3 protein-coding genes are annotated in these 24,651 nt (G+C 76.3%); all 3 read left to right on the top strand.

What is annotated here, in order from left to right; translation table 11 throughout:
• Positions 1-3,445, top strand: a 3,445-nt coding sequence (locus ABZ793_RS32025; RefSeq protein WP_357464247.1) for an SDR family NAD(P)-dependent oxidoreductase, incomplete at its 5' end; no start/stop codon positions are given.
• Between the two features lie 43 nt (positions 3,446-3,488).
• Positions 3,489-18,137: a type I polyketide synthase gene (locus ABZ793_RS32020; protein ID WP_357464245.1), complete on the top strand. Its 14,649-nt coding sequence runs from the start codon at positions 3,489-3,491 to the stop codon at positions 18,135-18,137.
• Between the two features lie 45 nt (positions 18,138-18,182).
• On the top strand, positions 18,183-24,651 hold a 6,469-nt coding region (locus tag ABZ793_RS32015), incomplete at its 3' end, for a type I polyketide synthase (RefSeq protein WP_357464243.1).

The following is a 24,651-nucleotide window of genomic DNA, read 5'->3' as shown; positions in this document are numbered from 1 at the left end:
GGCGGATTACCCGGAGGTGGTTGTCGGGGTGGTGAACGGGCCGGCGACGGTGGTGATCTCCGGTCCGCCGCGGCAGGTGGCGGAGCTGGTGGAGACGTTCCGGGCCGAAGGCATCCGGGCCCGGCCGATCCGGTTCAACTACGCCTCGCACTCCCCGGCGGTGGAGCAGGTCCGCGAGCAGATGCTGGCCGATCTGGCGGACCTCGCCCCGCAGCGCGGGCACGTCCCGATGGTGTCGACCCTGACGGGTGACTGGGCCGACCCGACCGCCATGGACGCCCACTACTGGTACGACAACCTGCGCAACCCCGTGCGCTTCGACACTGCCGTGCGGGTGGCGATCGAGGCCGGGCACACCACGTTCGTCGAGATCTCCCCGCACCCGGTGCTGACCATGCCGGTCACGGCGATCCTGGACGACACCGGCGCGACGGGCCACACGCTGGGCAGCCTGCGCCGGGGCGACGACGACCCCACCCGGCTGCTGACCAACCTGGCCACCGCGCACGCGATCGGCCTGCCCGTCGACCTGCGCGAGGTCCTCGCGAAGACCCCGACCGTCGACCTGCCCACGTACCCGTTCGGGCGGGACCGGTACTGGCTGTCGCGCGGTGGCGCCAGCCGGGCCGGGCTGCCGTCGGTCGGCCTCGACGCGGTGGACCACCCGCTGCTCAGCGCGGCGGCCGACCTGCCCGGCGACGAGGGCCTGCTGCTCACCGGCCGACTGTCGCTGGCCACCCACCCGTGGCTGGCCGACCACGCCGTGCTCGGCACGGCCCTGCTGCCCGGCACGGCCATGGTGGAGCTGGCGTCGTCCAGCGGCCGCGTCGTCGGCGCCGCCCACGTGGCGGAGCTGGTCCTGGAGGCCCCCCTCGTCGTCCCCCGGACCGGCGGCGTCGACCTGCGGGTCCGCGTCGGCCCGGCCGACGCCGACGGCTGCCGCCCCGTCGCCGTCCACTCGTACGTCGACGACGGCACCGACCGGCCGGAGAAGGCCCGGCAGTGGCAGCGGCACGCCACGGGCCTGCTCGCCCCCACCCGGGCGGTGACGGTGGCCCCGGCCGGCGTGTGGCCGCCCGCCGACGCCGAACCGATCGCGCTGGACGCCCTCTACCCGCACCTCGCCGAGCAGGGCTACCACTACGGCCCGGTCTTCCAGGCCCTGCGCGCGGCCTGGCGCAGCGGCGGCGACATCCTCGCCGAGGTGGCGCTGGACGCCGACGCGGCCACCGACAGCGCCGCCTTCTCGGTGCACCCGGTGCTGCTCGACGCCGCGCTGCACGCCATCGGCGCCAGCGCCCTCGACCACGTCGACACCGGGGCGCAGCCGAGCGCGGCGCAGACCGGGTTGCCGTTCTCCTGGACGGACGTCGCGATCCAGCCCACCCGGGCCCGGGAGCTGCGGGTCCGGCTCACGGTCACCGAGGCGTCGGTGGCGGCGACCGTCACGGACACCTCCGGCGTGCCCGTCGCGTCCCTCGACTCCCTCGTCCTGCGGCCGGTCAGCACGGACCAGCTCGACGCGGCCCGCCGGGCGGCGAACCGGTCGCTGCACCGGCTCGACTGGATCGCCCCTGAGCCCGGGACGGACCGGCCCGCCCGGATCGCCGTGCTCGGCGACGCCGACGGTTGGCCGGGCATGGAGGCGTACCGGGACCTCGACGAACTGGTCGAGGCCGTGACCCACGGGGCGGCCGTGCCCGCCGCGGTGCTCGCCACCCGCGTGGGGAAGCGCGCCGACGAGCCGAGCCCGGCGCGGGCCGCGCACCTGGTCAGCCACGAGACGCTGGCGCTGGCGCAGGACTGGCTCACCCGGGAGCCGCTGGCGGACGCCCGGCTCGTCGTCATCACCCGGGGCGCGGTCTGCGTCGACGGCGACGAACGGCCCGCCGACCTGCCGGCCGCCACGGCGTGGGGGCTGGTGCGCTCCGCCCAGTCGGAGAACCCCGGCCGGTTCGTGCTGCTCGACCTCGACGACGACCCCCGCTCGGCGGTGGCCCTGCCGGCGGCGCTGGCCACCGGCGAACCGCAGCTCGCCGTCCGGGCCGGCCAGCTCCGGGTGCCCCGGCTGACCCGGTTCGGGCCGGCGCCGCAGGACCGGCCGACGCCGGACCTGTCCGCCGGCACCGTCCTGGTCACCGGCGCCTTCGGCGTCATCGGCCGGCTGGTCGCCCGACACCTCGTCGCCCGGCACGCGGTGCCCCGGCTGCTGCTGGTCAGCCGCAGCGGCCTCGACGCCCCGGGCGCGGCGGAGCTCGTCGAGGAGCTGACCGGGCTCGGCGCCACCGCCCAGGTCGTCGCCGCCGACGTCACCGACCGGGACGCCCTCGCCGTGCTGCTCGACGAGATCCCCGCCGACCGGCCGCTGGTCGGCGTCGTGCACGCCGCCGGCATCCTCGACGACGGGGTGCTGCCGGCACTCACCCCGGCCCGGTTCGACACCGTCCTCGGGCCGAAGGTGGACGCCGCCTGGCACCTGCACGAGCTGACCGAGAAGCTCGACCTGGCCGCGTTCGTGCTCTTCTCCTCCGCGGCCGGGCTGTTCGGCGGCCCCGGCCAGGCCAACCACGCCGCCGCGAACGCCTTCCTCGACGCCCTCGCCCACCACCGCCGGGCGAGCGGGCTGGCCGTCACCTCGATGGCGTGGGGGCCGTGGGCCAACCCCGACGAGCCCGGCGGGCCGCAGGGACACGTGGACGAGGAGCGGATGAGCCGCGCCGGCTTCCACCCCCTCGACGCCGACGAGGGCATGGAGCTGTTCAGCGAGGGACTGCGCCTCGGCGACGCGGTGGTCGTACCGGTGAGCCTGGACCACGGGGTGTTCGGCCGGCTCGGCCCGGCGCTGCCCCGGCTGCTGCACGGCCTGGTCCGTCCGGCCGCCGGGGCACCGGCGGCGGCGACCTCGGCAGCGGACGCGGCGGCGGCGCTGGCGGACACCCTCGCCGCCACCCCCGAGGGGGAGCGGGACCGGGTGCTGTCCGACCTGGTCCGCACCCACGCGGCCGCGGTGCTCGGCTACTCCTCGATGCGCGACATCGACGAGGAGAAGGGCTTCGTCGAGCTGGGCTTCGACTCGCTGACCGCAGTGGAGTTCCGCAACCGGCTCAGCGCCGCCACCGGGCTGCGCCTGCCGTCCACCCTGATCTACGACCGGCCGACCACCGCGGCCATCGTCGCCCACCTGCGCGGGTCGCTGCTCGCCGAGCGGACCACCTCCGCGCTGTCGGTGCTCGGCGAGCTGAACAAGCTGGAGACCGCCATGCGCGCGGTCGCCGCCGACGACACCGACCGGACCGCCGTCGCCGCCCGGCTGCGTGAGCTGCTCTCGCTCTGGACGTACGCCGAGGCCGACGTCGACGCCGCCGCCGCGGGCGACGGCAACCTCAGCTCCGCCAGCGCGGAGGAGCTGTTCAGCCTCCTCGACGACGAGCTCGGCACGGCCTGAGCGCGCATGTCCCGGACCTCTGACCCCGATACGGAGTGGCCCGATGCCCACTGAGGAAGAGTTCCTCGACTACCTCCGGCGCGCCACGGCCGACCTGCGCGAGGCACGGCGGCGCGTGCGCGAGGTGGAGGCGAAGGACCGCGAGCCGATGGCCATCGTCGGCATGGCCTGCCGGTACCCGGGCGGCGTCACGAGCCCGGACGAGCTGTGGCGACTGGTCGCCGACGGCCGGGACGGGGTGGGGGACTTCCCGACCGACCGGGGCTGGGACCTGGAGCGGCTGTTCCACGTCGACCCGGACAACCCGGGCACGTCGTACGCCGACAAGGGCGGCTTCCTCTACGAGGCCACCGCGTTCGACCCGGCCTTCTTCGGCATCTCGCCCCGCGAGGCCCTGGCCATGGATCCGCAGCAGCGGCTGCTGCTGGAGAGCGCCTGGGAGGTGTTCGAGTCCGCCGGCCTCGACCCGCAGCGGCTGCGCGGCAGCCGCACCGGGGTGTTCGCCGGAGTGATGTACCACGACTACGCCTCCCGGGTGGTGGACCTGCCCGAGGGCGTGGAGGGGTACCTGGGCACCGGTAACTCCGGGAGCGTGGTGTCCGGCCGGGTGGCGTACACGTTCGGTTTCGAAGGGCCGGCCGTCACCGTCGACACCGCCTGCTCGTCGTCGCTGGTCGCCGTGCACCTGGCCGTGCAGGCGCTGCGTCAGCGCGACTGCGACCTCGCCCTGGCCGGCGGCGTGACCGTGCTGTCCACCCCCGGCGTCTTCGCCGAGTTCTCCCGGCAGCGCGGGCTCGCCGGCGACGGGCGGTGCAAGTCGTTCGCCGCCGCCGCCGACGGCACCGGCTGGGCCGAGGGGGTGGGCGTGCTGCTGCTCCAGCGGCTGTCGGACGCGCAACGCGACGGCCGGCGGATCTACGCGGTGATCCGGGGCAGCGCCGTCAACCAGGACGGGGCGAGCAGCGGCCTGACCACCCCGAACGGCCCCAGCCAGGAGCGGGTCATCCGGCAGGCCCTGGCCAACGCCCGGCTCTCCCCGGCCGACGTGGACGTGGTCGAGGCGCACGGCACGGGCACCACCCTGGGCGACCCGATCGAGGCGCAGGCGCTGCTGGCCACGTACGGGCAGGACCGTGCCGACGGGGAGCCGATGTGGCTCGGTTCGGTGAAGTCCAACCTCGGTCACACCCAGGCCGCGGCCGGGGCCGCCGGCATCATCAAGATGGTCATGGCGATGCGCCACGGCGTCCTGCCGCGCACCCTCCACGTCGACGAGCCCACCCCGCACGTCGACTGGTCGGCCGGCGCAGTCGAGCTGCTGACCGAGGCCCGGCCCTGGCCCGAGAAGCAGCGGGCGCGGCGGGCGGCCGTGTCGTCGTTCGGCGTCAGCGGCACCAACGCCCACGTCATCGTCGAACAGGCCCCCGCCGAGGAACCGGAGCCGGCGGGGCAGGCGGCCCCGCCGCCGCTGGTCCCGGTGCTCCTGTCCGCGCGCGGCCCCCGGTCCCTCGCCGCGCAGGCCCGCCGCTGGGCCGACCACCTCGCCACCGACTCCTCGGCCCGGCCCGTCGACGTCGCCGCGTCCTCGTTCAGCCGGGCCGGGCTCGACCGGCGGGCCGTCGTGCTCGCCGCCGACCGCGTCGACCTGCTCGCCGGACTGCGCGCCCTCGCCGACGGCGAGCCGGCACCCTCGGTGGTCACCGGCGCGGCCACCTCCCGCGGCCGGGTCGCGTTCCTCTTCTCCGGCCAGGGCGCCCAGCGGGCCGGCATGGGCCGGCAGCTCGCCGAGGCGCATCCGGTCTTCGCCGCCGCCCTCGACGAGGTCTGCGCCCAGCTCGACCCGCACCTGCCGCGGCCGTTGCGGGAGGTGATGTTCGCCGAGGACGGCACCGCGGACGCGGAGCTGCTGCACCAGACGGTGTTCACCCAGGCCGGCCTGTTCGCCGTCGAGGTGGCCCTGGCCCGGCTCGCCGGGTCGTTCGGCGTCGTCCCCGACTTCCTGGTCGGCCACTCGATCGGCGAACTGGCCGCCGCGCACGTCGCCGGGGTGCTCTCCCTCGCGGACGCGGCTGCGCTGGTCGCCGCCCGGGGCCGGCTCATGCAGGCCCTGCCGGCCGGCGGGGCGATGCTCGCCGTCGCCGCCGACGAGGCGTCGGTGGCCCAGTCGCTGTCCGGCGTGACCGGCCGCGTCGACATCGCCGCCGTCAACGGGCCCACCTCCGTCGTCGTCTCCGGCGATGCGCAGGCCGTCGACGAACTGGCCGCGCTCTGGGCCGGCCGGGGCACGCCCACGCACCGGCTGCGGGTCAGCCACGCCTTCCACAGCGCGCTGATGGAGCCCATGCTCGCCGAGTTCGCGGCAGTCGCCGAGGGCCTGACGTTCCGCCCGCCCACCGTGCCGATCGTGTCGAACGTGACCGGCCGGATCGCCGAGCCGGAGCAGCTGTGCAGCCCCGGCTACTGGGTGCGGCACGTCCGGGAGGCCGTACGCTTCGCCGACGCCGTCCAGCAGCTCGCCGAGGCCGGCGTCGGCACGTACGTCGAGCTGGGGCCCAGCGGAGTGCTCACGGCCATGGCCCAGAGCTGCCTCACCGACCCGGCAGCGGTGCTGGTGCCGCTGGTCCGCAAGGACCGGCCGGAGCCCCGCGCCGTGCTGGAGGGGCTCGCCCGGCTGCACGCCGACGGCCTCACCGTCGACTGGGACGCGCTGCTCGCCGACACCGGCGCCCGCCGGGTGGACCTGCCCACGTACGCGTTCGAGCACGAGCGGTACTGGCTGGAGCCGGTCGGCCGGCTCGCCGACGTGTCCGGCGCCGGACTCGGTGCGGCCGGGCACCCGCTGCTCGGCGCGGCGGTCTCCGTCGCCGGCGAGGACATGGTGCTGCTCACCGGCCGGCTGTCGCTGGCCACCCACCCGTGGCTGGCCGACCACGCGGTCTCCGGCGTCGTGGTGGTGCCCGGCACGGCGCTGGTCGAGCTGGTGGTGCGGGCCGGCGACGAGATCGGCGCCTCCCGCGTACGGGAGCTGACCGTCGCCGCGCCGCTGACGCTGCCCCCGGTCGGGGGCATGCGGGTGCAGGTGCGCGTCGGCCCGGCCGACGGTGCCGGCGTCCGCGCGGTGACCGTGCACGCCCAGTCCGAGGAGGACCCGGACGCCGGCTGGGTGCGGCACGCCGAGGGCGTACTGGAACCCGCCGCCGCCGAGGAACCCGGCCTGGGGGCGTGGCCGCCCGCCGCCGCGACCGAGGTGCGGCTCGACGACTGGTACGACGCGGTGGCCGGGCGCGGCCTCGCGTACGGGCCGGCGTTCCGGGGTCTGCGCCGGCTGTGGACCGGCGACGGCGAGGTGTACGCCGAGGTCGCCCTGCCGGAGGACGTGGCGGACGCCGCCGGCGCCTTCGGGGTGCACCCGGCGCTGCTGGACGCCGCCCTGCACCCCGTCGGGCTGCTGCTCGCCGGTGCGGGCGACGGCCCCCGGGTGCCGTTCGCGTTCGAGGGCGTCCAGGTGCACGCGTCCGGCGCGTCGGCGTTGCGGGTGCGGCTGTCCCGTGCCGGCTCGGCGGTGCGGCTGGTCGCCGCCGACGCCACGGGCGCGCCGGTCGTCTCCGTGGACTCCCTGGTCCTGCGGGAGATGACCGGCGTGACCGCCCCGGGCGCGGCGGCCCGGTCGATGTTCGAGGTGGTCTGGCAGGCCGAGGAGGTCACGGCGGTCGAGGACCTGTCCGGCTGGGCGTTGCTCGCCGGCCCGGACCAGCCGAACCACGCCGGCCTGCCCGCGTTCGCCGACGTGGCGGCGGTGCTGGCCGCCGCGGCCGGAACGGGTGCGGAACCGCCGCGGATCCTCGTGCTGCCGGTGCCCACCCCGTCCGGCCCGGACGTGCCGGGGTCGGTCCGGGCGGTGACCACGGACGTGCTCGGGGTGGTGCAGGCGTGGCTCGCCGCCGACGCCCTGGCCGACTCCCGACTGGTGGTGCTGACCCGGGGCGCCGTGGCGGCCCGCGACGTCGACCAGGTCGCCGACCTGCCCGGCGCCGCCGTGTGGGGCCTGCTCCGCTCGGCGCAGTCCGAGCACCCGGAGCGCCTGGTGCTGGCCGACCTCGACCGTGACCCGGACGCCGCCACCCTCGCCGTGCTGGCCGGCGTCGCCGACGACCTGCCCGCCACCGGCGGGCAGGTGGCGCTGCGCGCCGACGCGGTCCTGACCCCCCGTCTCGCCCGCGCCACGCTCCCCGCCGAGGGGGACGCGCCGGCCCTCGGCGACGGCACGGTCCTGGTCACCGGCGGCACGGGGGCGCTGGCGGCCCTCGTGGCGGAGCACCTGGTCACGGCGTACGGGGCGCAGTCGCTGCTGCTGGTGTCCCGGCGGGGCCCTGACGCCCCCGGCGCGGACGCGCTGGCGCAGCGGCTCACCGGCCTCGGCGCCCGGGTCGAGGTCGTCGCCGCCGACGTCACCGACCGCGACCAGGTGGCGGCGCTCGTCGCCGGCGTCAGCGGCCGGCTGGCCGGCGTGGTGCACACCGCGGGCGTACTCGACGACGGCGTGGTCTCGGCGATCAGCCCGGAGCGGCTGGCCGGCGTGCTGGCCCCGAAGGCCGCCGCGGGCTGGTGGCTGCACGAGGCGACGCTCGGCCTGGACCTGGACCTGTTCGTGCTGTTCTCCTCCGCGGCGGGCGTGCTGGGCTCCCCGGGACAGGCCGCGTACGCGGCGGGGAACGCGTTCCTCGACGCGCTGGCGGTGCACCGCCGGCAGGCCGGCCTGCCGGCGGTCAGCCTGGCGTGGGGCATGTGGGACACCGCCGGCATGGCCGCGTCGGTGAGCGATGCCGACCGCGCCCGGTCGACCCGGTCCGGCATCACCGGGATGAGCACCGACACGGGCCTGGAGCTGTTCGACGCCGCCCTGGCCGCGGACCGGCCCGTGCTCGTACCGGCCGTCATCGACGTGGCGGCGATGCGGGCGCAGGTCGTCGCCGGCCGGGTGCCGTCGCTGCTGCGGGTGCTGCTGGGCGCGGTCAACGCCCGCCGGCAGGCGGGCCGGGGCAACTGGGCCGACCGGCTGGCCGGACTGGACCCGCAGGAGGCCCGCGAGCAGGTCGACGCCCTCGTCCGCGGCCTGGTCGCCCAGGTCCTCGGGCACGGCGCCGCCGAGGCGGTGCCGGGGGACCGGGCGTTCCGGGAGCTGGGCTTCGACTCGCTGACGGCGGTGGAACTGCGCAACCGGATCAACGCGGCGACGGGGCTGCGGCTGCCGTCGACGCTGGTGTTCGACTACCCGACCGCGCGGATCCTCGCCGGCCAGGTCTACGCCGAGCTGGCCGGCGGTCGGGCGGCCACGGCCCCCACCGCCGAGGCGGCCACGGGCACCGGCCTCGGCGAGCCCATCGCGATCGTCGGCATGGCCTGCCGGTACCCGGGCGGGGTCGACAGCCCCGACAAGCTGTGGGAGTTGCTGGCCACGGGCGGGGACGGGATCGGCGAGTTCCCTGCCGACCGGGGATGGGACCTGGACTCGCTGTTCGACCCGGACCCGAACAGCAGCGGCACGTCGTACACCCGGCAGGGCGGATTCCTGTACGGGGCCGCCGAGTTCGACCCGGGCTTCTTCGGGATCTCGCCGCGCGAGGCGCTGGCGATGGACCCGCAGCAGCGGCTGCTGCTGGAAACCTCGTGGGAGGCGTTCGAGTCGGGGGGCCTCGACCCGCACCGGCTGCGGGGCAGCCGGACGGGCGTGTTCGCGGGCGTCATGTACCACGACTACGCGTCCCGTCTGATGGACCTGCCCGCCGAGGTGGAGGGCTACATCGGCACCGGCACCTCCGGCAGCGTGCTGTCCGGCCGGGTGGCGTACACGTTCGGCCTCGAGGGCCCGGCGGTCACGGTCGACACGGCGTGCTCCTCCAGCCTCGTCGCGCTGCACCTCGCGGCGCAGGCGCTGCGGTCGGGGGAGTGCGACCTGGCCCTCGCGGGCGGCGTGACCGTGATGGCCACCCCGGGCACGTTCGTCGAGTTCTCGCGGCAGCGCGCGCTGTCGCAGGACGGGCGGTGCAAGTCGTTCGCCGCCGCCGCCGACGGCACCGGCTGGGCGGAGGGCGCGGGCGTGCTGCTCGTGCAGCGGCTCTCCGACGCCCAGCGGGAGGGCCGGCGCATCCTGGCCGTCGTGCGGGGCACCGCCGTCAACCAGGACGGCGCCTCGAACGGGCTGACCGCCCCGAACGGGCCGTCGCAGCAGCGGGTGATCCGGCAGGCCCTGGCGAACGCCCGCCTGTCGAGCGTGGACGTGGACGCCGTCGAGGCGCACGGCACCGGCACCACCCTCGGTGACCCGATCGAGGCGCAGGCGCTGCTGGCCACGTACGGGCAGGACCGGCCGGCGGACCGGCCGCTGCTGCTGGGGTCGGTCAAGTCGAACATCGGGCACACGCAGGCCGCCGCCGGCGTGGCCGGTGTGATCAAGATGGTCCTGGCGATGCGGCACGGCATCGTCCCGCCGACCCTGCATGTGGACGAGCCGTCCCCGCACATCGACTGGACCGCCGGCGCCGTGACCCTGGCCACCGAGGCGACCCCGTGGCCGGCCGTCGACCGGTCGCGCCGGGCTGCCGTGTCCTCGTTCGGCATCTCCGGCACCAACGCCCACGTGGTGTTGGAGCAGGCCCCCGAGCCCACGGTCGTGGCGGAGTTCCGGCCCGGCACCGCCGCCGACGCCGGGCTCGTCCCGCTCGTGCTGTCCGCCGCGGACCGGACCGCCCTGCGGGAGCAGGCCGTCCGGCTGCGGTCGCACCTCGCCGCGCACCCCGAGATCCAGCCGGACGAGGTGGCGTACGCCCTGGCGACCACGCGGGCCTCGTTCCCGCACCGGGCCGTGGTGCTCGGCCGGGACCAGGCCGAGCTGACCCGGGGCCTCACCGCGCTCGCCGACGGCCAGGCCGTCCCTGCCGTGGTGACCGGTACGGCCCTGCGCAACACCGCCCCCGTCTTCGTCTTCCCCGGCGACGGCTCGCCGTGGCCCGGCATGGCGGTGGAGTTGCTGGACAGCTCCCCGGTCTTCGCCGCGTCGATGGCCGAGTGCGAGGCCGTCCTCGCGCCCTGGGTCGGCTGGTCGCTGACCGACGTGCTGCGCGGCGCCGAGGGCGCCCCGCCGCTGGCCGCGTCCGGCGTGCTGGAGCCCGCCCTCTGGGCGGTGACGGTCTCCCTGGCCCGGCTGTGGCGCTCACTCGGCGTACGGCCGGCCGCGGTGGTCGGGCACTCCCAGGGGGAGATCGCCGCCGCCTGCGTGGCCGGCGCCCTCTCCCTGGAGGACGCCGCCCGGATCGTGGCCCTGCGCAGCCAGGTGCTGGTCGACCTCGCCAACGAGGGCGGGACGGTCGACGCCTTCCACGTCGAGGGCGCCCTCCACCCCGCGCGGATCGAGGCTGTCGCCGACCGGTTCCTGAGCGCCCTCGACGGGATCACCGCCCGCCCCGCCGAGCTGCCCTTCTACTCCGCGCTGACCGGCCGGCAGACCGACACCACCACCCTCGACGCCCACTACTGGCTCCGCAACCTGCGGGAGACGGTGGACGTCGAGCGGGCCGTGCGCAGCCTGCTCGCCGACGGCCACCAGGTCTTCCTGGAGGTCGGCCCGCACCCGGTGCTCAGCTCCGGGATGCGGGAGACGATCGACGCCGGCGAGCACGAGGCGGCCGTGGTGGACACCCTGCGCCACGACGAGGGCGGCTGGCCCCGGATGCTCACCGCCCTCGCCGAGCTGCACGTACACGGCGTCGACGCGGACTGGAACGCCGTCTGCGGCGTGCGTACCGGACCGGCCGTGCCGCTGCCGACGTACGCCTTCCACCGGCAGCGGTACTGGCCCGAGGCGCCGCTGCGCACCGGGCCGGCAGCCACGGTGGAGGACCCCGCCGAGCGCCAGTTCTGGGACGCCGTGGAGCGGGCCGACGCGGACGCCCTCGCCGCCGCCATGCGCATCGACGGGACCGCGGCGCGGACGCTCGGCGAGGCGCTGCCGGTGCTCTCCGGGTGGCGGCAGCGGCGCCGCGACGAGTCCACGGTGGACGCCTGGCGCTACCGGGTGCACTGGAAGCCCCTCACCGCCGCGTCCTCCGCCCGGCTCGGCGGGACCTGGCTGCTCGTGGCGCCCGCCGCGTACGCCGACCACCCGCTGGTCGGGCAGGTCGCCCAGGCCCTCGGCGAGGCCGGGGCCGACGTCGTCCCGGTGACCGTCGCCGACCCGGCCCGCGCGGCGCTGGCCGGGCAGCTCGCCCACCTCGCCACCGACGCCGTCACCGGCGTGCTCTCCCTGCTCGCCCTCGACGAGACCGGCCACCCGGACCGTCCCGTGGTGCCCGCCGGGCTGGCCGGCACGCTCGCCCTGGTGCAGGCCCTCGGCGACCTCGGGATCACCGCCCCGCTGTGGTGCGCCACCAGCGGTGCCGTCTCCACCGGTCGCGCCGATCCGCTCGACCACCCCCGGCAGGCCCCGGTGTGGGGCCTCGGCCGGGTGGTCGCCCTGGAACACCCCGAGCGATGGGGCGGCCTGGTCGACCTGCCGGCCGCCCTGGACCGGAGCTCGCGGGGCCGGCTCGGCGCCGTCCTCGCCGGGGCCGGGCACGAGGACCAGATCGCCGTCCGCCCCTCCGGACTGTTCGCCCGCCGGCTCGTCCGCGCCGGCACGGACACCCCGCCGGCGGCCACCGGCTGGCGGCCCGCCGGCACCGTCCTGGTCACCGGCGGCCTCGGCTCGCTCGGCGCGCACGTGGCCCGCTGGCTCGCCCGCGGCGGCGCGTCCCACCTGGTGCTGACCAGCCGGCAGGGCCCGGCGGCGGCCGGTGCGGCCGAACTGGAGGCGGAGCTGACCGCGCTCGGCGCGACCGTCACCGTGGCGGCCTGCGACGTGGCCGACCTCGACTCGCTGCGCGGCCTCGTCGACCGGCTCGCCGGGCAGGGCGTCCGGATCGACGCGGTCTTCCACGCCGCCGGGGTCGCCCTCGCGGGCCCGCTCGCCGGCACCGACCTGGCCCAGCTCGCCGACGGCCTGCACGCGAAGGTGGCCGGCGCGGTCAACCTCGACGAGACCTTCGGCGGCGACCTGGGCGCGTTCGTCCTGTTCTCCTCCGGGGCGGGCGTCTGGGGCGGCGGCCTGCAGGGAGCCTACGCCGCCGGCAACGCGTTCCTCGACGCGCTCGCCGAGGACCGGCGTCGCCGGGGCCTCGCGGCCACCGCCGTGGCCTGGGGCGCCTGGGACGGCGGCGGCATGGTGGAGACCGACGGCGCCGCCGACCACATGTTCCGCTCCGGCGTCCGGCCGATGCGCCCCGACCTGGCCGTCGCCGTGCTCGCCCAGGCCCTCGCCCACGACGAGGCCACCCTCACCGTGGCCGACATCGCCTGGGACCGGTTCCACCAGACCTACGCGATGACCCGCCCCCGGCCGCTGATCGAGGACGTTCCCGAGGTCGCCCGGATCATCGCCGCCGCCCGTGCCCGCGACCACGACGAGCCGACCGAGGCGTCCCCCCTGCGCGGCCGGCTCGCCGGCCTGGCCGAGCCGGAGCGCCGCCGCACCCTGCTGGAGCTGGTCCGGATGCACGCCGCGGCGGTGCTCGGGCACGCCTCCGCCGAGGCGATCGGTGTGGACCGGCCGTTCCGCGAGATTGGCTTCGACTCGCTCAGCGCTGTGGAGATGCGTAACCGGCTGGGCGAGGCGGTCGGGCTGCGGCTGCCCGCCACGCTGGTCTTCGACCGGCCCACCCCGTCCCTGCTCGCCGGCTGGCTGGCCGACCGGATCCTCGGCGTGACCGACGAGTCGGCCGCCCCCACGCAGGCCGCCGCCGCGCTGGACGAGCCGATCGCCATCGTCGCCATGAGCTGCCGCTACCCCGGAGGGGTGACCAGCCCGGAGGACCTGTGGCGGCTGGTGGCCGAGGGCCGCGACGCCATCGCCCCGTTCCCCGCCGACCGGGGCTGGGACCTCGACGCCATCTACGCCCCCGACCCCGACACCCCCGGCACCTCGTACGTCCGGGAGGGCGGCTTCGTCGCCGACGTCGGCGGGTTCGACCCGGGCCTGTTCGGCATCTCGCCCCGCGAGGCCCTGGTGATGGACCCGCAGCAGCGGCTGCTGCTGGAGACCGGGTGGGAGCTGTTCGAGCGCGCCGGCATCGCCCCCACGGAGATGCGGGAGACCAGCACCGGCGTCTTCGTCGGCACCAACGGGCAGGACTACGCCACCCTGCTGATGGCCGCGCGGGCCGAGACCGAGGGCTACCAGGCGACGGGCAACACCGCGGCGGTCGTCTCCGGCCGGCTGTCCTACACGTTCGGCCTGCAGGGCCCCGCGGTCACCGTGGACACGGCGTGCTCGTCGTCGCTGGTCGCGCTGCACCTGGCCGCGCAGGCGCTGCGCTCCGGCGAGTGTGATCTCGCGCTGGCCGGCGGCGTCACGGTGATGTCGACGCCGGGTGCGTTCCTCGAGTTCTCCCGGCAGCGCGGGCTCGCCGCCGACGGGCGGGTCAAGGCGTTCGCGGCCGGCGCGGACGGCACCGGCTGGGGCGAGGGCGTCGGCCTGCTGCTCCTCCAGCGGCTCTCCGACGCCCGGCGCGAGGGCCGGCGCGTACTCGCCGTGGTACGCGGCTCCGCGACCAACCAGGACGGCGCGTCCAACGGGCTCACCGCCCCCAACGGGCCCGCCCAGCAGCGGGTCATCCGGCAGGCCCTGGCCAACGCCCGGCTCTCCCCGGCCGACGTGGACGTCGTCGACGGCCACGGCACCGGCACCCGCCTCGGCGACCCGATCGAGGCGCAGGCCCTGCTCGCCACGTACGGGCAGGACCGGCCCGCCGACCGGCCGCTGTGGCTCGGGTCGATCAAGTCGAACATCGGCCACACCCAGGCGGCGGCGGGCGTCGCCGGGGTGATCAAGATGGTGCTGGCGATGCGGCACGACGTGCTGCCGCCCACCCTGCACGTCGACGAGCCCACCCCGCAGGTCGACTGGTCCGAAGGCGCGGTCGCGCTGCTCGCCGAGCCCCAGCCGTGGCCGGTCGTGGACCGGCCGCGCCGGGCCGCGGTGTCGTCGTTCGGGGTCAGCGGCACCAACGCACACGTCATCCTCGAACAGGCCCCGCCGGTCGAGGACGACGCGCGGCGGACGGGCGACGCGCCACGGACCGACGCCGCGCGGCCCCCGGCGCCCCCGCTGCTGCCCTGGGCGGTCTCCGGCACCGACGAGGACGCGCTGCGCGCCCAGGCGGCCCGGCTCGCCGAGTGGGCGTCAACCGAGCCCGCCGCCGACGCGGCCGTCGCCCGGGCCCTGGCCACCGGCCGGTCCCACCTGCGGCACCGCGCGGTGCTCCTCGCGGCCGACCGGGACACGTACGTGGCCGGGCTGCGGGCGCTCGCCGCCGGGCAGACCCACCCGAGCCTCACCCGGGACGTCGCCGCGTCCGGCGGCACCGTCGCCGCGCTCTTCTCCGGGCAGGGCGCGCAGCACGCGGGAATGGGCCGGGAGCTGTACGAGACGTTCCCCGTCTTCGCCGAGGCACTCGACGAGGTCTGTCAGCACCTCGACGCCCACCTGCCCCGGCCGCTCAAGACGGTGCTGTTCGCCGCCGACGGCAGCGCCGAGGCCGCGCTGCTGGACCAGACCGTCTTCACCCAGGCCGGGCTGTTCGCCGTCGAGGTGGCGCTGCACCGGCTGCTGGCCGGCTGGGGCGTCCGTCCCGACCTGGTCGCCGGGCACTCCGTCGGCGAGATCGCCGCCGCGCACGTGGCCGGGGTGCTCACCCTGCCGGACGCCTGCGCCCTGGTCGGCCACCGGGGCCGGCTCATGCAGGCCCTCCCGGCCGGCGGCGGGATGCTCGCCGTCGCCGCCGGCGAGGCCGAGGTCACCGACACCCTCGCCCCGTACGTCGACCGGGTGGCCGTCGCCGCCGTCAACGGGCCGGCCGCCGTGGTGGTCTCCGGCGACGGCGACGCGCTCACCGAACTGGCCGAGCACTTCACCGCGCTCGGCGTACGCGTCAAGCGGCTCAACGTCAGCCACGCGTTCCACAGCCCGCTGATGGAGCCGATGCTGGCCGAGTTCGCCGCCGTCGCCGCCACCTGCGACTACGCCCCGCCGACCGTGCCGCTGGTGTCCAACCTGACCGGCCGGGTCGCCGACCCGGAGCTGGTCTGCACCCCGGACTACTGGGTGCGGCACGTGCGGGAGGCGGTCCGGTTCGCCGACACCGTCACCCACCTGCGCGACCTCGGGGTGGGCACCCTGCTGGAGGTCGGCCCCGACACCGTGCTCACCGCCCTGGCCGCCGACGCGCTGCCCGACGACGGCCCGCTCGTCACCGGGACGCAGCGCCGAGGCCGGGGAGAGGTGGCCGCCCTGCTCGGCGCGCTGGCCCGGCTGCACTGCCACGGCGTACGCGTCGACTGGGCGGCGGTGCTGCCCGCCGCCGACCCGGCCGAGCCGCCCACGTACGCGTTCCGGCACCGGCGGTACTGGCCCGTCGGCGACGGCGACGTGGTCAGCGCCGCCGGGCAGGCCACCGCCGTGGCCGGCACCGCCGACGAGGCGTTCTGGCAGGCCGTGGCCGCGGGCGACGGCGAAGGGCTGGCAGCCCGGTTCGGCGTGGACCCCGACCAGCCGCTGCGCGCCCAACTGCCGACCCTCGCCGAGTGGCACCGCCGGCGGCAGGCCGACGCGCTGGTCGACGGCTGGCGCTACCGGATCACCTGGCCACAGCGGCGGCTCACCGCCGGCGACGCCACGGGGGACTGGCTGCTGGTCGTCCCGGCGGGCGCGGCGGCGGAGACAGCCGACCGGATCGCCGAGCTGATCGGCGCGCACGGCGGCGACGTACGGACCGTCGCGGTCGACCCCGCGGCCGTCACCCGGGCCGAGCTGGCCGGGCTGCTGCCCGCCGGCCCACCCACCCGGATCGTCTCGCTGCTCGCCCTGGACGAGCGCGCCCACCCCGACCACCCGAACGTGCCCGCCGGGCTCACCGGCAACCTCGCCCTCGTCCAGGCCGTCGCCGACGGCGCCCCGGCCGGGCCGCTGTGGCTGCTCACCCGACAGGCCGTCAGCACCGGCCCCGGCGACGCCATCGCGCACCCGGCCCAGGCCACCACCTGGGGCCTCGGCCTGGTCACCGCCCTGGAGCACCCCGCGCACTGGGGCGGCCTGCTCGACCTGCCGGCCGAGCTGGACGCCACCGCCGGGGAGCACCTGCTGCGGGCGCTGACCAACACCGACGCCGAGGACCAGCTCGCCGTCCGCCCCCTGGGCACGCACCTGCGGCGGCTGGCCCGGGCGGCCCGCGCCGAGGCGTCCGACACCCCGGCCTGGCAGCCGCCGGACACCGTGCTCATCACCGGCGGCACCGGCGCCATCGGCCGGTACGCCGCGACGTGGCTGGCCCGGCACGGCACCCGGCGGCTGATCCTGGTCAGCCGGCGCGGTGCGGACGCCCCGGGCGTCGCCGACACCGTCGCCGAGCTGGCCGACCTGGGCGCGCAGGCCACCGTGCTCGCCTGCGACCTCGCCGACCGGGACGCCGTCGCGGCCCTGGTCGACGGGCTGCGCCGTGACGGCGAGACCGTACGTGCCGTGGTGCACGCGGCCGGCGTCGGACGCCTCAACCCCGTCGCCGTGGTCACCGCCGACGAGCTCGCCGACGTGGTCTCCGGCAAGACCGCCGGCGCCCGCCACCTCGACGAGCTGCTCGACCCGGACGACCTGGAGCTGGTCGTCTACTTCTCCTCCATCGCGGCGGCCTGGGGCGTCGGCGACCACGGCGCGTACGCCGCCGGCAACGCCTTCCTCGACGCCTGGGCGCAGTCCCGGCCCGCCGGCCGGGCCCGGGTGCTCTCGGTCAACTGGGGGCCGTGGGCCGGCGGCGGCATGATCAGCGACGACCTTGCTGTGGCGATGAGCCGGCGCGGGGTCACGCTGCTCGACCGGGAGCCGGCGATGGCCGCCCTGCGCGCCGCGGTCGAGGGGGACGGCGCGGTGCTCACCGTCGCCGACGTCGACTGGGCCCGCTTCGCCCCGGTCTTCGCCTCCGCCCGGCCCCGGCCGCTGATCAGCGACCTGCCCGAGGTGGCGGCGCTGCGCACCGGTCCCGACCCGGCCGACGAGGGCGGCGACGAGGTGCTCGCCGGACTGCGCAAGCGGCTCGCCGACCTCACCACCAGCGAGCAGAACCGGCTGCTGGTCGACCTGATCCGCACCGCCGCCGCCGAGGTGATCGGCCACGACAGCCCGTACGCCCTGGAGGCCGACCGGCCGTTCCGGGACCTCGGCTTCGACTCGCTGACCGCCGTGGAGCTGCGCGGCCGGCTGGCGAAGGCCACCGGCCTCAGCCCGGCCAGTTCGGTGGTGTTCGACTACCCGACCCCGCAGGCCCTCGCCGAGCACCTGCGGGCCGAACTGGTCAGCGAGGCATCGGTGGAGGCGCTGCCCACCGTCGAGGAGCTCGACCGGCTGGAGGAGGCGCTCGCCCGGCGCGAGGCCGACGACATCGGCCGGGTGCGGATCACCATGCGGCTGCACCGGCTGCTGGAGCGCCTCGGCGCCGCCGAGCGGGGCGCCGGCGAGCGGCCCGACGAGGCCGCCGACGTGGCCGACCGGCTGCGGACGGCCAGCAACCAGGAGCTTTTCGATCTTTTGGACAGGGACCTCGGGCTTTCCTGAGGCACGCGTCACCTACCGGTAATGAACGAGGAAGTGAGACCAACCATGGCGAACGTGCCGGTGGAGAACGAGGGCTCGGGACCGACCATGTCGGACGAAGAACGGCTCCGTGGGTACCTGACGCGTGTCATGGCCGAGCTGCACCAGACCCGCCAGCGGCTGCGCGAGGTCACCGCCGAGGAGTCGGAGCCGGTGGCCATCGTGGCCATGAGCTGCCGCTACCCCGGCGGCATCAGCTCGCCGGAGGAGCTGTGGCGGTTCGTCTCGGCCGGCGGCGACGCCATCGGCGACTTCCCCGCCGACCGGGGCTGGGACCTCGACCGGCTGCACCATGCCGATCCGGACAACCCCGGCACCTCGTACACCGCGTCCGGCGGGTTCCTGTCCGACGCGGGGCATTTCGACGCAGCCCTGTTCGGCATCTCGCCCCGCGAGGCCGTCGCCATGGACCCCCAGCAGCGGCTGCTGCTGGAAACCAGCTGGGAGTTGTTCGAGCGGGCCGGCATCGCGCCGCTGTCGCTGCGGGGTAGCCGCACCGGCGTCTTCATGGGCACCTCCGGCCAGGACTACGCCGCCGTCATGCACCGCGCCCCCGGCGTCGAGGGATACGTCCTCACCGGCACCGCCGCCAGCGTCGTCTCCGGCCGGCTCGCGTACACGTTCGGGCTCGAAGGCCCTGCGGTCACCGTGGACACCGCCTGCTCGTCGTCGTCCGTCGCCGTCCACCTGGCCTGCCAGGCGCTGCGCGAACGCGAGTGCGGCCTGGCCCTCGCCGGCGGGGCCACCGTCATGGCCACCCCCGGCGCGTTCCTCGAGTTCTCCCGGCAGCGCGGCCTCGCCGCCGACGGCCGGTGCAAGTCGTTCGCCGCGTCCGCCGACGGCACCGGCTGGTCCGAGGGCGTCGGCGTGCTGCTGCTCGAACGGCTCAGCGACGCCCGCCGCAACGGTCACCCGGTGCTCGGGATCATCCGCAGCTCCGCGGTCAACCAGGACGGGGCCTCCAACGGCCTCACCGCCCCCAACGGGCCCGCCCAGCAGCGGGTCATCCGCCAGGCGCTGGCCAGCGCGAAGCTCACCCCCGACCTGGTCGACGCCGTCGAGGCGCACGGTACGGGCACCACCCTCGGCGACCCGATCGAGGCGCAGGCGCTGCTCGCCACGTACGGGCAGGACCGGGGCGACGGCGCCCCGCTGCTGCTCGGGTCGATCAAGTCGAACATCGGGCACACCCAGGCCGCCTCCGGGATCGCCGGGATCATCAAGATGGTCCTGGCCATGCGGCACGGCGTGCTGCCGCCCACCCTGCACGTGGACGAGCCCACCCCGCACGTCGACTGGACCGCCGGCGCGGTCGCCCTGGTCACCGAACCGACGCCGTGGCCGGCGGTGGACCGGCCGCGCCGGGCCGCCGTCTCCTCGTTCGGGATGAGCGGCACCAACGCCCACCTCATCCTCGAACAACCCGAGGAGGCCCCCGCCGACGCCGAGCGGGCGGAGCTTCCCGCGCCCGCGCCCGTGCTGCTCACCGGGCGTACCCGCACCGCGCTGCGCCGCCAGGCCGAGCTCTGGTCCGGGTACGTCGCCGGCGACGCCGACCTGAACCCGGCCGACGTCGCCTGGACCTCGGCGCTCTCGCGGTCGCCCCTCGACCACCGGGCGGTGGTCTTCGCCTCCGGTCGGGACGAGTTGACCGCGGCGCTGGACGCGCTCGCCGACGGCCGGCCGGCGTCGCAGGTCGTCGCCGGGGTCGCCGGCACTGCGGGTGAGGTGGCTTTCGTCTTCCCTGGTCAGGGTTCGCAGTGGGTGGGCATGGCCGCGGAGCTTCTGGACACGGCTCCGGTGTTCGCGGAGAAGTTGGCGGCGTGTGCGGAGGCGTTGCGTCCGTACGTGGACTGGTCCCTGCTCGACGTCGTGCGTGGTGTGCCGGGTGCGCCGTCGTTGGAGCGGGTGGATGTCGTCCAGCCGGCTTTGTTCGCGGTGGGTGTGTCGTTGGCGGCGTTGTGGGAGTCGTACGGTGTGCGTCCGTCGGCGGTGATCGGGCATTCGCAGGGTGAGATCGCCGCCGCGCATGTTGCCGGGGCGCTGACGCTGGACGACGCGGCGGCGGTGGTGGCGTTGCGCAGCCGGGTCATCGCCGGCATCGCCGGTGACGGTGGCATGGTGTCCGTGGCCACGACGGCCGAGGAGGTCACGGCGACGATCGCCCGGTGGGACGGGCGGGTGGCGTTGGCTGCTGTCAACGGGCCGACTTCCGTGGTGGTGTCGGGTGATGTCGCGGCCCTGGACGAGTTGGTCGCCCTTTACGAGTCGCGTGAGGTGCGGGTCCGCCGTGTTCCGGTGGACTACGCGTCGCATTCGGCGCACGTCGAGCCGCTGCGGGAGCAGTTGCTGGAACTGCTCGCCGGGCTGCGTCCGCGTACGAGTGAGGTGCGGTTCCGGTCGACGGTGGTGGGTGACTGGCTGGACACCGCTGCTCTGGATGCCGACTACTGGTACCGCAATCTGCGGCAGACGGTGCGTTTCGACGAGGCGGTGCGCAGCGTCGTTGCGGCGGGTTACTCCACGATCGTGGAGGTCAGTGCGCATCCGGTGTTGACGATGGCGGTGCAGGAGTCCGTCGAGGTGGCTGCTGCTGATCCGGCGGCGGTGACCGTGACGGGGAGTCTGCGTCGTGGTGAGGGTGGTCTGGGTCGGTTCCACCGTGCGCTGGCGGAGGTCTACGCCGGTGGCACGCCGGTCGATTGGCGGCCCGCGTTCGCCGGCCGGCCGGGACGTCTGGTCGATCTGCCCACCTACCCGTTCCAACGACAGCACTACTGGGTGCCGGACGAGGAGCCCGCCGCCCAGGCCGCCGGCGCCGGCCTGCTCGACCACCGGTTCTGGGACGCCGTCGAGCGCGCCGACCTGGACGCCCTGCGCGGCACCCTCGCCGTCGACGACGCCGAGGCCATCGAGTCGCTGCGCACCCTGCTGCCCGTCCTCGCCGGCTGGCGACGCCAGCGGCAGGAACACTCCCTCCTCGACGGCTGGCGGTACCGGGCCGACTGGCAGGTGACCCCCGAGCCCGCCGCCGCCCGCCTCGACGGCACCTGGCTGCTGGCGCTGCCCGCCGGGCTCGACGACGACCCGGCCGTGCGGGCCCTCCAGGCCGCGCTGACCGACGCCGGAGCCGAGCTGCTGCCGCTGACCGTCGAACCCGACGCCGATCGGGCCGGGATCGCCGCGTCCCTGGCCGGCGCCGACGTCGCCGGGGTGGTCTCTCTGCTCGCCTGGGAACCGCAGGCCGGCGAGGGTGCCGTCCTGCCCGGGCTGGCCACCACTGTCGCCCTGGTGCAGGCGCTCGGCGACGCCGAACTCGACGCGCCGCTGTGGCTGATCACCCGGGGGGCGGTCACCGTCGCCTCGTACGACCGGCTCACCGACCCCGGGCAGGGGACGATCTGGGGCCTCGGCCGGGTGATCGGCGTCGAGGCGCCCCACCGCTGGGGCGGACTGGTCGACCTGCCGTCCGGCCTCGACGGCCGTACCGCCGGCCGACTCGCCGCGATCCTCGCCGGACCGACCGGCGAGGACCAGCTCGCGGTACGCGCCTCCGGCGTCTTCGTCCGCCGCCTGGTCCGCGCCGGACTCGGCGACCGCCCCCCGGTGCGGCGCTTCACCACCGCCGGAACCGCGCTGGTCACCGGCGGCACCGGCGGCCTCGGTGCCCGCGCCGCCCGCTGGCTCGCCACGGCCGGCGCCGAGCACATCGTGCTGGTCAGCCGGCGTGGCCCCGACGCCCCCGGTGCCGCCGAGCTGGCGGCCGAGCTGCGCGACCTCGGCACCCGGGTCACCGTCGCCGCCTGCGACATCGCCGACCGGGCCGCCCTCGCCGCCCTGCTCGACCGGGTCCAGGCCGACGGTCCACCGGTACGCGCCGTCGTGCACACGGCCGGCGTCGCCCAGACCACCCCGCTCATGGCGGTCACCCCCACCGAGCTGACCGACGTGACGGCCGGCAAGGCCGCCGGCGCCGCGCACCTGCACGACCTCCTCGCCGGCCAGGAACTCGACGCGTTCGTCGTCTACTCGTCCATTGCCGCCACCTGGGGCAGCGCGGGTCAGGCCGGGTACGCCGCCGGCAACGCGTACCTCGACGCGCTCGTGCAGCAGCGGCGCGCCGACGGGCTGGCCGGCACCGCCATCGCCTGGGGCTCGTGGGGTGAGGGCGGCATGCACACCGCCGACTCCGACCGGAACCTGCGCAGCCGGGGCGTGCCACCGATGGACCCGGCCGTCGCGATGGGCGCCCTCCAACAGGCCCTCGAGCACGACGACGTCACCCTCACCGTCGTCGACGTCGACTGGTCCCGGTTCGCCCCCGCGTTCGCCTCCGCCCGGCGCCGGCCGCTGCTGGAGGGCGTACCGGAGGCGAAGGCCGCCCTCGACGGCGGGGCGCCGCCCGACGGCGACGGCGACGACGGCGTCGCGGCGACGCTGCGCCGCCGGCTCGCCGAACTGCCCCCGGCCCGGCGGGAGGAGACCCTCGCCGACCTGGTCCGGGAACTCGCCGCCGACGTGCTCGGCCACGACGACGCCGCCGCGATCCCGGCCACCACCGCGTTCCGGGACCTCGGCTTCGACTCGCTGACCGCGGTCGAACTGCGCAACCGGCTCGTCGCCGCGATCGGGCAGCCGCTGCCCGTCACCCTGGTCTTCGACCACCCCACCCCGGTGGTGGTGGCCCGCTTCCTGCTCGCCGGACTGCTCGGCGACACCGGAGCACCCGCCGAGACCGTCGCCCCGTCCACCGTGGACGGCGACGAGCCGGTGGCCATCGTGGCGATGGCCTGCCGCTTCCCGGGCGGCGTGACCGACCCGGAGCACCTGTGGCGGCTTGTCGCCGACGGCGTCGACACCGTCGGCGAGTTCCCCACCGACCGCGGCTGGGACCTTGATCGCCTCGTCGACCCCGACCCGGAGAAGCCCGGCACCACGTACACGGACAAGGGCGCCTTCGTGTACGACGCGGCGGATTTCGATCCGGGGTTCTTCGGGATCAGCCCGCGTGAGGCGCTGGCGATGGACCCGCAGCAGCGGTTGGTGCTGGAGACGTCGTGGGAGGCGATCGAGCGGGCAGGGGTTGTTCCGGGGTCGTTGCGGGGTTCGCGAACAGGGGTGTTCGTGGGCACGAACGGCCAGGACTATAGGTCCCTGTTGGTGGTGGCCGGCGACCAGGTGGAGGGGTTCGGCGGGACCGGGAACGCCGCGAGCGTGGTGTCGGGTCGGGTGGCGTACGCGTTGGGGTTGGAGGGGCCTGCGGTGTCGGTGGACACGGCGTGTTCGTCGTCCCTCGTCGCGATGCACCTGGCGGTGCAGGCGCTGCGTCGGGGCGAGTGCGATCTCGCCCTGACGGGTGGGGCCACGGTCATGGCGACGCCGGGCCTGTTCGTGGAGTTCTCCCGGCAGCGCGGGATGGCCGCCGACGGGCGGGTCAAGGCGTTCGCGGCGGCGGCCGACGGCACCGGCTGGGGCGAGGGCGCGGGCATGCTGCTCCTCGAACGGCTCTCCGACGCGCGGCGCAACGGCCACGCGGTGCTGGCGGTGGTGCGTGGCTCCGCGGTGAACCAGGACGGGGCGTCGAACGGACTCACGGCACCGAACGGCCCTTCGCAGCAGCGGGTGATCCGGCAGGCCCTGGCGTCGGCGGGGCTGTCCGTGCGTGATGTGGACGTGATGGAGGCGCACGGCACCGGCACGACCCTCGGGGACCCGATCGAGGCGCAGGCGCTGCTGGCGACGTACGGGCAGGACCGGGACGTGCCGCTGCTGCTGGGGTCGGTCAAGTCGAACATCGGGCACACCCAGGCTGCCGCCGGCGTCGCGGGCGTCATCAAGATGGTCCTCGCCATGCGGGAAGGCGTCGTCCCGGCCACGCTGCACGTGGACGCCCCGTCGCCGCACATCGACTGGACGGCGGGCGCGGTGGAGTTGGCGACCGAGCCTCGGCCGTGGCCGGTGGTGGACCGGCCGCGCCGGGCGGCGGTGTCGTCGTTCGGCGTCTCCGGCACGAACGCGCACATGATCATCGAGCAGGCCGACGATCTTCCCCCGGCCGACGGCGCGGACTCCGCGGCCGACGACGGCGTGCACCGCGGCCCCGGTCTGGTGGATTCGGCTGTGGCGGTGTGGCCGGTGTCGGCGCGGTCGAAGGCGGCCCTGGCGGGCCAGGCGGCGCGGTTGGCGCAACATGTGCGCGAGCACGAGGGGCTGGAACCGGTGGCGGTCGGCTGGTCGCTGGCCACGACGCGGTCGACCTTCGAGCACCGGGCCGCGGTGGTCGGCGGGAGCGCCGGCGAACTGCTGTCCGGGCTGGATGCGCTGGCCGCGGGGTCCCCGGCGGGGAACGTGGTGACGGGTACCGCCGCCGGGCACGGGCCCGGGGTGGTGTTCGTGTTCCCCGGTCAGGGCGGGCAGGCGGTGCGGATGGCCGCGGGTCTGGTGGGGCGGTGTCCGGCGTTCGACGGGCGGTTGG

It is taken from the genome of Micromonospora sp. NPDC047465 (genome assembly GCF_040643125.1).
GTDB lineage: Bacteria > Actinomycetota > Actinomycetes > Mycobacteriales > Micromonosporaceae > Micromonospora.
Note: the sequence above shows the minus strand (reverse complement) of the source record. Positions and strands in the feature narration are given on the sequence as shown.

Bases quoted from the DNA above. Each gene is read 5' to 3' on its own strand.
- ABZ793_RS32020 (WP_357464245.1), top strand. From the start codon at position 3,489: ATGCCCACTGAGGAAGAGTTCCTCGACTACCTCCGGCGCGCCACGGCC.